Here is a 10,440-nt window from a genome sequence, read left to right on the forward strand (position 1 = left end):
TCTGCTCCTTAGTCGTAGTCGACGCGTAAATAGCCGCGAGAGGTAAAACGCCCCTCGGCAGGTTTTTTACCGGTCACGCTGACGGGCCACGCGCGGATCCCCACCTGTGCCTGAGCGCTGTCGTCCAGACGGAACGGGATTTTGCTGGTCAGGTTGTTGGGCGTCAGCGGCACGCCATTACTGTTGGCAATCACAAAACCCACATCCGCGTTATCGGAAACCAGCGTACTGCCTGAAACCTTCTCCGCTTCAACACGCATCGTGAGCATGGCGTTCGCCTCGACGTTGGTGCATTTTATGCCGATGGTTTTGCTTTGCGCTGAGATCCCCTCCGGCTTATTCCCGATGCCCGCTTTACTGAACAGGGAGGCGCCGATGTCTCCGAAATCGAACTCCACCACATTCCCGGCATTAATTTCACAGCTCTGAGGCACCTGAATGGTCCCGCTGTAGCTGATGGTATAAACCGGCGTGGTGAGCGGATCCGAGGAGGTCGTGGTGACGTAAACCCGGAACATGGTCTCCCGGGGGATCACCACCATATTAATAAAGCGTCGGGTCACCTTAAGCCGGAAGACGAGGCTGGAATCCTGTACACCAAACGGTTTGTTTTTAGACACGTTCGGATGGCTCCCCATCTGAATGTACTTTCTGGGTGGATAGAAGGTGCCAGCGTAGCTGTCGGTGATTTTCATCGCTCCGTCCAAATAGTCGTTAAGCTTCAGATACTGGTAACCATCGCTGGTGCCCGTGACCGGGAAATCGGTAACATAGCTGCGCTTGGTGGTGTTCCCGGACGTTCCCTTAGGACAGACGGCGTTAACACCCACCCACTGAGACTTCTCGCTGAGTGTGACAATCTGCCCCACCTGGTTATTGGAGCTGTTGAATTTATCCGTCAGGTCGTAATACACCTCCGTCGGCACGCCATTTTCATTGACGCAGACGGTGGCGAACGCCTGAGATAGCGGCAAAAATGCCAGCAGGGATAGCCCCAGATAATGGATTTTATTCACAGCGGATCCCCTTAAGTGTGATCGCCTGTTGCAGGCTCTGTTCTGGCAGGCTGTAGGGCGCACGACACTGGGACTGCTTCCCGTCTCCCCACTGAATCAGCAGCTCCCCGCTCAGTGGCAGCCCGCTCAGGTAAATCTGACCGTCATCTCCCACCATACTGGTTACGCCGCTCTGCGTCTCACGCACCACCGCCCCAAACGGCACAGGCTGGTTATCACGCTTAACGGTGAGCAACGCGCGCACGCCGATGCGGGTGTCAAAACTGGCGCGCACCAGCGCACCGTTCGTCGGCACGACGCTGGAAACGTTATTTTCAATGTCGGTGTTGTTGCTCATGGTGTTGGTGTCGAGCGCCACGCGGTTGTAACGGTACACCGTGGCGTACGGCATCACCGCATAGCCACGCCAGTCTGTTTTGACGCCGGTCTGGTTTTCGACGCTCACGCCTGACGCGCCCGGCGCTTTGATCAAGACGTTGGTATCGCCCAGCGGCTGACTGAATGTGATGCCGTCTGAATGCCCTACCACGCCGCCGGAAAGCTGCCAGTTGAGGTCGTGCTGATCCCGCGTGTAGTTGTAGCCCACGCCCAGCGTACCGTACGTTGCCTGCCAGTTAGCGCTGGCGCTGCCGCTGGCACCGTTATTGCTGGTGTGGCCCTGCGTAACGCTGTAGTTCAGGTTACGATCTTTTAGCAGCGTTCCGCTGATCCCGGTCTGCCAGCTGGTATCACCGTCGCTGTTACGGCTGGCAGAGGCCGTGGCATAGGCCCGGTCGATCGCGTTATCGCGACGGTAGCCGTGACGGGTGAACAGGCTGAACGGGACGGAGACGTTGAACGAGGCGATCCGGTCGGTTCCATCAATGCCGACGGCCTTGTTCCACGACCAGGATAAGGCGTAGCTGACCCCTTTCACCCCGCCCGCGTAGCCGAGCTGATACCAGACGTTGGATTCGCTGGTGCCCCAGTAACTTTGCTGGCTGCCCGACACGTACACCGAGCCGTAATCGCCAAGAGACTGGGAGATATTGAGCTGGAAACGCCCTTTTTTATTCAGCGTCAGGTTGTGATAGCTCTGCACGTCCGGCACGCCGTCATCGTCCTGATCGTCGCCATACTGGTAGCCTTCCATTGTGCGCCAGGCCACATCGTCGAGGGTGTAGAAGCCTTTGGTCGAGTAGCGATAGCCCAGCAGCTGGAAGTTGGTACCGAATCCGTTAAGGGATTTTGCGTACAGGAACCGCAGGGACTGCCCTTCATGGCGGCTATCATCGGCAAGCTGGCTGCGAGCATGGGTGAGATCAAGTGAAACCGCCCCCCAGTCACCGAGGTTTTTACCCGCGCCAATGGCGATGGCGGTATAGCGCGAGGCCAGCTGCGTTCCGCCGTACAGCGTGTAGCCGTCGGCAAGACCCGCAATCATCGTACCCTGAGTAAAGAACGGCGTGTCCTGCTCGCTTTTGCCGCTGCGATAGTCCCCTGCCACCAGATCGTATTTCCAGCGTCCTTCACGCTGGAGCAGCGGAACGGTGGAATACGGGACGGTGTAGCGCTGCTGGCTGCCGTCCTTCTCTTCCACCGTCACCTCCAGGTCACCGCTTGAGGAGGTCGGGTTAAGATCAGTTATCGCAAAAGCCCCCGGCTGCACATAGCTCTGGTAAATCACGTATCCGTTCTGGCGGATCACCACTTTGGCAGGGGTGCGGGCGATTCCGCGCACGGTAGGCGCGTAACCTTGCAGACTGTCCGGGTACATACTGTCGGACGAATAGAGGCGACCACCGCGAAAACCGACGCTGTCGAAGACATCGTTACCGGTGTTGCTGTCGCCAAGCACCAGCTCGCTTTTCAGCGGGATGATCGTACGCTGCGCCCAGGTACCAATATTTTGCCAGCTGCTGTGCCGCTGGCCGTTGCTTTCGGTATAACGCCACGCGCCGTTATTGCGTAATCGCCAGGCGCCATAGTTCAACCCGCTTTGCAGGTTCAGATAGTAGCTGTCGTCGTCGCTGCCCCGGTTGCCGGTAAAGCTGTAGTTCAGCAGCGCGGCAGGGATGCCTTCATCCCACTGTTCAGGCGGAATATATCCGCGGGCGCTGTTTTGCATCGCCACCTGAGGCAGGCTGACGTTCAGGCGCAACGAGGCGAAGTTGAACGCCGTTTCGCTGCCCGGAATAGCCGTTGTGAGCGGAACGCAGGTATCGCCCTGCACGTTGCTCAGTTCCGGGAAGGCGGCGATATTAACGCCAAAGCGATCGAGCATCGCGCGCGTAATGCACGGCGACAAACCGCCTGCGACCGGCGGCGTGTTGTCAGCTTGCTCAAACCGCACGTCCTGCGTGCCGATAAACTCATCGTTACGCCAGATATCGACGCGATAGACGCCCGGTGCCTGCTGGTGGCCTTTTTCAAAACGCGACAAATCCGCGACGTTCGCCGTGTCATCGGAGAGAAACGCCGGGTTAAAGTAGCTTTCGCCCCAGCCAGCGAGTGGCCAGAGCGTTGCCATCAGTGCCAGCGCAACCGGGCAGTAACGCCATTGAGTGTTCATCGCCCTGTCTCTGCTCACAGGCTGACGCTACGCGCCGGCGTAATGGCGCCATAGTCATTCACACTCTGCCAGGAGAGCGTGCCGCTCGTAGCGGCAGGCAGCACCTGCTGCGCCGAGCTTTTAGGAGCAACCATCAGGTTATCCAGCGTCTGTCCGCCGAGCTTCAGATTGACCAGCGTGACGTAATACGGTGAGGCATTACTCACCTTAAGATGGTTGCCGACGCGCTCAAAGCGCAGCTGTGAGAGCGCCTCTTCCGGCGGCATCGCCAGGTTAGCCGGGCGAACAAACAGCTTGATACGTGACAGAATAGCCAGTTGTAGGACGTTGTTGCCGTCCTGATGTTTTTTGCTGACGGAGGGAATCGCTTTGACGTTCATGTAAAAGAGCGATTCGCGATCGGCAGGCAGCGCCGGGCCTGCGTAGATAATGCGCAGGGTGTTTTCGCTGGCCGGCTCGCTGACAAACAGCGGCGGCGTGACGGCAAAGGTTTTTTCCTTTTGCCCGTTGGCATTTTCTATCCACGCGTTAATTAAATAGCGCTCTTGCTTATTGCTGTTGGTGATCGCCAGCGACGTTTGTTTGGCATCGGCCGGATAAATAACGCGCGTCGCGCCCAGCGCAATTCCGCCGGACGCATTCGCGCTGGCAGAAACCATCATCAAAATAAAAGATAAAAACAGTCCAGGTTTAATCAGGGTGTTCATCACAACCGTACCTTTAATAATTAGTTCGCAGGCGTCAGGGATAAATCAACGTAAACCAGACATTCGACTGAATAGTGCCTGGTACAAGGTGTTCGGAAATTGCCCGGTAGCGGGCGCTGAAATGAAATACCAGCTCGCGGGTGTTAATGGGTAACCAGCTCACCGCCGTCGCGTTCGGGATGATCTGACGTTGCTGTTCGTCAAAAAGCGCCAGCCCGACACCACTGCTGACCGCATTTTCCCCCGGCCGCGATGTCGCCAGGAAAACCTGCGGGTCTTCTGCCGGTGTCACTCCCTGGAACTGGATCCCCACGGTGCGGGAGACGTCCACGCTGCAATCCAGCAGACGTACGGTGAACGGCACATTAACCGTGGAAAAGCTGCCGACGCCGGAAAAGGCGTTTGTGCGGTATTGCCCCATATCCACGCGCATATTCTGGCTGTCCGGAGCCACGGCGCAGCCGCCGTTAACCAGCTCTCCCCTGAGGTGTACTTTGCCGCCGTCAATAACCACGGTATGTGCGTTTACCGCTGGGGCAATCGCAAGGGCGCACAGCAGTATCCCAGTCCTTGTCATCCTTCGCTCCCGGTATAGGCGATCAAAAGTCCTCTTCCCTGAGGCCAGCCACATCCCTGTACTCAGGCATTACTCGTATTTCATTACGAATGTTGCGTCCGCGTTTGCCTGGCCTGGCTCGGTGGTCGCCGCCGTGGCTTTGTAGCGCGCGGTGAAGTTCAGGGTGTTAGTCCCTTCAATCAGGTTCTGCGCCGCAGAGAAGGTTGCACCGTCCGGGGTCAGCGTGGAGGATTTGCTGTCGAGGATCTCAATACCTACGCCCTTCGCGGAGTTGTCGTTGTTACCGGAGCTTACCGCCAGCAGCGTTTTGTCGGTGGCGTCGATCTGGCCGGTAAACGCGACAGCAGCGGTTTTCGCTACCGCAGGATCGCAGTCGTTCAGTTCGATGGTGAACGGAATATTGGAGGTGGTGTCACCCACTTTAGTGAATTTCGCGGTACGGTACTGGCCAAGATTAACCGTCTGCTCTGAAGAGTCAGTATTCACTGAACACGCGGCATTCACTAATTCACCTTTAAAATGCACCGTACCACCGTTTACAGATACAGGCGCTACCGGATCTTCTGCGTGAGCGGCACCCGCGACCAGGGCCAGAGTTGCAATAACAGTAGAAGCAATGTTGCTGAGTTTCATGTCTATTCCTTTAAAATGTAAATAACCCTTCCCGCGCATATTCGGGAATAAGAAATACGTTCAATTAAAAAATTGAAGGCTTATTTCGGAGAGGACAAAGTAGCTCAGGAATCTATTTTGTAATATGTCAAAACGCTGCCATTTAGCCAGGTCACATCCTAATCACCTCTAAGAAATTGACCATGCCCTGAGAAGGGATTTTACGGGACATCGATGAAATCTCGTAAAGGGTGACTGACAGCGGCGCTCGCTTCTGACAAAATACAGGCAATCCCCCCTTTCTAACGTTACAGACGGAATCTTCTCTCTGATGGCAGCAAAGATTATTGACGGTAAAACGATTGCGCAGCAGGTGCGCTCTGAGGTTGCGGAAAAAGTGAAGGCGCGTAAAGCCGCCGGATTTCGCGCCCCCGGGCTGGCCGTTGTGCTGGTTGGCAGCAACCCGGCTTCGCAAATTTATGTCGGCAGCAAACGCAAAGCGTGTGAAGAGGTGGGGTTCGTCTCCCGCTCTTACGATCTGCCGGAAACCACCAGCGAAGCGGAACTGCTGGAACTGATCGACACCCTGAATGCCGATAAAGAGATCGACGGCATCCTGGTTCAGCTGCCGCTGCCTGCGGGCATCGACAACGTGAAGGTGCTGGAGCGTATCGCGCCGGACAAAGACGTTGACGGTTTCCATCCGTATAACGTAGGCCGCCTGTGCCAGCGCGCGCCGCGCCTGCGTCCATGCACCCCGCGCGGCATCGTGACGCTGCTGGAGCGTTATAACATCGATACCTATGGCCTGAACGCCGTGGTGATTGGCGCCTCCAACATCGTGGGCCGTCCGATGAGCATGGAGCTGCTGCTGGCGGGCTGCACCACCACCGTCACCCACCGCTTCACCAAAAACCTGCGTCATCACGTCGAAAACGCCGATCTGCTGATCGTTGCGGTCGGCAAGCCGGGCTTTATTCCGGGCGAGTGGATCAAAGAGGGCGCAATCGTCGTGGACGTGGGTATTAACCGTCTGGAAAACGGCAAAGTGGTCGGCGACGTGGTGTATGAAGATGCCGCAGCGCGCGCATCCTATATTACTCCGGTCCCGGGCGGCGTTGGCCCGATGACGGTAGCAACACTGATTCAGAATACCTTGCAGGCGTGCGAGGAGTATCACGACGTAGAGGACGCGTAATCATGGCAACTTTTTCTTTAGGTAAACACCCGCACGTTGAGCTGTGCGATCTGCTGAAGCTGGAAGGCTGGAGCGAAAGCGGCGCGCAGGCGAAAATCGTCATCGCCGACGGGCAGGTAACAGTAGACGGCGCGGTGGAAACCCGCAAGCGCTGCAAAATTGTCGCGGGTCAGACCGTGAGCTTCGCAGGTCAGAGCGTGACCGTGACGGCCTGAGCTGTCTGATGCCCTCACCCTAACCCTCTCCCACAGGGAGAGGGGATAAACATCCCCTCACACCCATCACGGTTAATTATCGATCAACTTCAAATAATCACTATTCCCTCTGGCGAAATGTGAAATTTAAGTTGCGCGATTTTCAGACTTTCCCCACGATAAGTAGAACGTTCTACTAAAACGTTCTACTTACAATAACAGCGCAAAAAAAGCGCTACTCGGGGGAAATCAGCATGAGCCTGATATCAGGGTTTGTTAAATCGCTGTCTAAGTTATCGATGATTGGTCGCGCCTTAATGCTGCCAATTTCACTGCTTCCCGCTGCGGGCCTGTTGCTGGCCTTCGGCGATAAGTTCCACTTGCCGCTGATGATGAACGCAGGCGGGGTTATCTTTGATAACCTGCCAATGCTCTTCGCCATCGGCTCTGCCGTCGGACTGGCTTCGGAATCCGGCATTGCCGCTCTCTCTGCGGCGGTCTCCGTGTTTGTCACTAACATCACCATCAGCACCGTGCTGAGCATTACGCCGGAAATGGCCTCCCAGGGCGGGAAATACGCCATGGTCGTCGGCATTCCGACGTTACAGATGGGCGTCTTTGGCGGCCTGATCTGCGGTATTCTTGCGGCCTGGTGTTACAACCGCTTCCACACCATGCAGCTGCCGGAATTCCTCGGCTTCTTCTCCGGCAAGCGCTTTGTGGCGATTGCGACGGCGTTTCTGTCGTTCCTGCTCGGCCTGCTGCTGCCGTACGTCTGGCAGCATATTCAGTCCGGCATCGACGCCCTGTCCGTGGTGGTGAACGGCGATAACCAGGCGGCCTCGACCTTTATCTTCGGGCTGGTGGAGCGCGCGCTGATCCCGCTCGGCCTGCACCACATCTGGTATCCCTCCTTCTGGTATTCGTTCGGGGATTACACTACCCAGGCGGGTCAGGTGATCCACGGCGACCAGACCATCTGGTTCAAGATGCTGGAAGAGGGAGTGAAATCCTTCAGCAGCGACACCTACCAGAACGCCGGGAAATTCATGCAGGGCGAGTTCCCGCTGATGCTGTTCGCACTGCCCGCGGCGTGTCTGGCGATGTACCACGAAGCGCACACGAAGAATAAGAAAATCGCGGCCGGTATTCTCTTCTCCGCCGCCCTCACCTGCTTCCTGACGGGCATCACCGAGCCGGTAGAGTTCACCTTTATCTTCGTGGCGCCGATCCTTTACGTCTTCAACGCCATCATGGCAGGCCTGGCGTACATGACCATGTACCTGCTGCATGCGCATATCGCCAAGTCGTTCTCGGCGGGCTTTATCGACTACCTGTCGTTCGGGATCCTGCCGTCGTTTAACGGCTATCAGACCAACTTCCTGAGCGCCATTATCATCGGCATTCCGATGGCATTAATCTACTACTTCACCTTCCGCTTCGTGATCCGCCGTTTCGACGTGAAAACGCCGGGCCGCACCGAAGTGACCGCCAGCGCGAATGACAAGTCCGATTCCGAACTTGCCACCGAAATCATCGGCCTGCTGGGCGGTGCGCAGAACATTGATTCCGTCGGCTCCTGCATCACGCGTCTGCGTCTGGAAGTGGCGAAGAGCGAAGCGGTGGACCGGGACGGGCTGAATGGGCTTGGCGCGCGCGGCGTGGTGTTCGTGGGCGATAACGGGATACAGGTGATTTTCGGGGCCAGAGCACAGTTTATCGCCCAGACGATGTCCACGATGATTGGCAAATAATAAGATGCCTGAAGGAGGCGTCTCCTGTACGCTGGGGGTCGCCTCTTATCTGGCTGATAATCGGTAAATTTCAGGGAGCGGTTTTGAAGAAAGTCAGCATCATTGATGTCGCAAAGCATGCGGGCGTGTCGGTTTCTACCGTTTCGCTGGTGCTGCGCCAGAAAGGGAAGATCTCAGAGGCGACGATCGGGAAGGTCAATGCCGCCATCACAACGCTGGGCTATGTTCATAACGTCGCCGCTGCCAATCTTCGCGCCAACACCTCCAACTTAATCGGCCTGATCCTGCGCGACTTCAGCGACAGCTTTTCCATCAAGGTGATGGCGAGCATCGTTCAGGAGCTGGAGAAGCAGGGTTATATGGTTTTTCTCGGTCAGCCGCTGAATGACGGCGAACATCTTGAGCGTACCCTGCTCTCGTTTAAGCAGCAGGGCGTGGCGGGCGTCATCTACCTGGCGTCGGACACCCGCACCGCCTCTCTCCCGGAACACATTCGCCACTGCCCGCTGCCGCTTGTGGCGGTTTCGCAGTCGTTGCTGGAAGAGAAATGCAATCTGGTGATGCGCGATAACCGCCAGGCGGCGAACCTGGCCGCGCGTTATCTTATCGAACGCGGGCACCGCACCATCGCCTATATTGGCGGGCGCGACGGGTGCCGTATCCGCGAGCAGCGCCTGCTCGGTTTTCGCAGCGCGATGACGCAGAACGGTCTGATCTGGCGTGAGGAATATTCTCCCGCCTGTACCGATGACACGCAGGCGGCGGCCATGGCGACCCGCCAGCTGCTGGAGAAGAACAATACGATTACCGCCCTGCTCTGCCATTCACCGGACGCGATGATCGGTTCGATCTCAGGTATTCACCAGGTGGGGCGCACGGTGGGTAAAGACGTGTTTTTAACCCAGCAGGTGGCGCTGATTGGTTTTGAAGATATGCTCCACGTTAATCTCACGTCGCCGTCACTGACTTACGTTTCGTCTGCCAGCGAAGAGACCGGCCGCCAGGCGGCAGGGCTGATGATCCGCAGGCTGAAAGAGCCGGACCTGCAAACGCAGCGCATAACCCTCTCCGGGCAGCTTATCGCGCGGGAATCGGCGTAAAATCAGAATTTAGCATGGGTCTTTTAGCGCGAGATGACTGCTATATTTCCATGATTTGCCATGGATAAATGCAATGCCTACCGTTATCACCCACGCTGCCGTACCTCTGTGTCTGGGCTTAGGGCTCGGAACCAACGTCATCCCACCCCGCCTGCTGTTTGCCGGGATCGTCCTCGCCATGCTGCCCGATGCCGATGTACTGGCGTTTAAATTCGGTGTTGCCTACGGGAATATTTTCGGCCATCGCGGTTTCACTCATTCGCTACTGTTTGCCCTGGTGGTGCCGATACTCTGCGTGCTGGCAGGCCGACGATGGTTCAGGGCCAGCCTGACGCGCTGCTGGCTGTTTTTAACCGTGTCGCTGCTGTCGCACAGCCTGCTGGATTCGATCACCACCGGCGGGAAAGGCGTCGGCTGGCTGTGGCCCTGGTCAGATGAGCGCTTCTTTGCGCCGTGGCAGGTGATCAAAGTCGCGCCGTTTGCGCTGTCGCGCTATACCACGCCATACGGGCATGAGGTCATTATCTCGGAACTGCTGTGGGTGTGGCTGCCGGGGATGGTGCTGATGGGGATGTTATGGTGGAGAAAACGTGCGCGCTGATGCCCTCACCCCGGCCCTCTCCCACGTAAAGAGGGAGAAAACCTAACAATTCCCTCTCCCTGTGGGCTGAGGGTTCCCCAGAAAAATGAAAAGCACGATGAAGTGTGATCTACTGGTTGCGCTAACAAAT

At 57.0% G+C, this 10,440-nt stretch carries 10 protein-coding genes; 5 read left to right on the forward strand and 5 right to left on the reverse strand.

The window, feature by feature from the left end; genetic code table 11:
* Positions 1 to 8 precede the first annotated feature (8 nt).
* From fimH to fimA, 5 genes are all read right to left on the reverse strand, one after another.
* Entirely contained in the window at positions 9 to 1,016 is a 1,008-nt protein-coding gene (fimH, locus tag ACOTYB_RS22635; RefSeq protein WP_126524777.1) for a type 1 fimbria D-mannose specific adhesin FimH, read from the reverse strand.
* Positions 1,009 to 3,567, reverse strand: coding sequence for a fimbrial biogenesis usher protein (locus ACOTYB_RS22640; RefSeq protein WP_220316760.1), 2,559 nt, complete (start codon positions 3,565 to 3,567; stop codon positions 1,009 to 1,011). Before ACOTYB_RS22640 ends, fimH begins: the two co-directional genes overlap by 8 nt.
* A 14-nt stretch (positions 3,568 to 3,581) precedes the next feature.
* On the reverse strand, positions 3,582 to 4,274 hold the full coding sequence (gene fimC / locus ACOTYB_RS22645) for a type 1 fimbria chaperone FimC (RefSeq protein WP_022650522.1): 693 nt from the start codon (positions 4,272 to 4,274) through the stop codon (positions 3,582 to 3,584).
* Positions 4,275 to 4,308: 34 nt separating this feature from the next.
* Entirely contained in the window at positions 4,309 to 4,851 is a 543-nt protein-coding gene (gene fimI, locus ACOTYB_RS22650; RefSeq protein ID WP_003858910.1) for a type 1 fimbrial protein subunit FimI, read from the reverse strand.
* 69 nt (positions 4,852 to 4,920) lie between these two features.
* Complete coding sequence (gene fimA, locus ACOTYB_RS22655) at positions 4,921 to 5,484, reverse strand: type 1 fimbrial major subunit FimA (RefSeq protein ID WP_003858911.1); 564 nt, start codon at positions 5,482 to 5,484, stop codon at positions 4,921 to 4,923.
* Positions 5,485 to 5,794: 310 nt separating this feature from the next.
* On the opposite strand from fimA, the gene folD reads away from it, so the two are divergent.
* The 5 genes from folD to ACOTYB_RS22680 all read left to right on the forward strand — a co-directional run bounded on the left by folD (position 5,795) and on the right by ACOTYB_RS22680 (position 10,310).
* On the forward strand, positions 5,795 to 6,661 hold the full coding sequence (folD, locus tag ACOTYB_RS22660) for a bifunctional methylenetetrahydrofolate dehydrogenase/methenyltetrahydrofolate cyclohydrolase FolD (protein ID WP_006809817.1): 867 nt from the start codon (positions 5,795 to 5,797) through the stop codon (positions 6,659 to 6,661).
* A 2-nt stretch (positions 6,662 to 6,663) separates the two neighbouring features.
* Positions 6,664 to 6,876 (forward strand): ribosome-associated protein YbcJ, encoded by a 213-nt coding sequence (gene ybcJ, locus ACOTYB_RS22665; protein ID WP_022650521.1) that lies wholly within the window; start codon positions 6,664 to 6,666, stop codon positions 6,874 to 6,876.
* 233 nt (positions 6,877 to 7,109) lie between these two features.
* Positions 7,110 to 8,609 carry a PTS transporter subunit EIIC gene (locus tag ACOTYB_RS22670; protein WP_003858916.1) on the forward strand — a complete coding sequence of 500 codons (1,500 nt, stop codon included), beginning with the start codon at positions 7,110 to 7,112 and terminating at the stop codon, positions 8,607 to 8,609.
* 83 nt (positions 8,610 to 8,692) lie between these two features.
* Entirely contained in the window at positions 8,693 to 9,709 is a 1,017-nt protein-coding gene (gene malI, locus ACOTYB_RS22675) for a Mal regulon transcriptional regulator MalI (RefSeq protein ID WP_022650520.1), read from the forward strand.
* Positions 9,710 to 9,782: 73 nt separating this feature from the next.
* Positions 9,783 to 10,310 (forward strand): metal-dependent hydrolase, encoded by a 528-nt coding sequence (locus tag ACOTYB_RS22680; RefSeq protein WP_022650519.1) that lies wholly within the window; start codon positions 9,783 to 9,785, stop codon positions 10,308 to 10,310.
* The last annotated feature ends 130 nt before the right edge of the window (positions 10,311 to 10,440 follow it).

The sequence above is a fragment of the Enterobacter cloacae complex sp. IR5450 genome, assembly GCF_049238665.1.
Taxonomy (GTDB): domain Bacteria; phylum Pseudomonadota; class Gammaproteobacteria; order Enterobacterales; family Enterobacteriaceae; genus Enterobacter; species Enterobacter hormaechei_C.

Bases quoted from the DNA above. Each gene is read 5' to 3' on its own strand.
- fimA (WP_003858911.1), bottom strand. From the start codon at position 5,484: ATGAAACTCAGCAACATTGCTTCTACTGTTATTGCAACTCTGGCCCTG.
- fimI (WP_003858910.1), bottom strand. From the start codon at position 4,851: ATGACAAGGACTGGGATACTGCTGTGCGCCCTTGCGATTGCCCCAGCG.
- ACOTYB_RS22670 (WP_003858916.1), top strand. From the start codon at position 7,110: ATGAGCCTGATATCAGGGTTTGTTAAATCGCTGTCTAAGTTATCGATG.
- fimC (WP_022650522.1), bottom strand. From the start codon at position 4,274: ATGAACACCCTGATTAAACCTGGACTGTTTTTATCTTTTATTTTGATG.
- ACOTYB_RS22680 (WP_022650519.1), top strand. From the start codon at position 9,783: ATGCCTACCGTTATCACCCACGCTGCCGTACCTCTGTGTCTGGGCTTA.
- ybcJ (WP_022650521.1), top strand. From the start codon at position 6,664: ATGGCAACTTTTTCTTTAGGTAAACACCCGCACGTTGAGCTGTGCGAT.
- folD (WP_006809817.1), top strand. From the start codon at position 5,795: ATGGCAGCAAAGATTATTGACGGTAAAACGATTGCGCAGCAGGTGCGC.
- ACOTYB_RS22640 (WP_220316760.1), bottom strand. From the start codon at position 3,567: ATGAACACTCAATGGCGTTACTGCCCGGTTGCGCTGGCACTGATGGCA.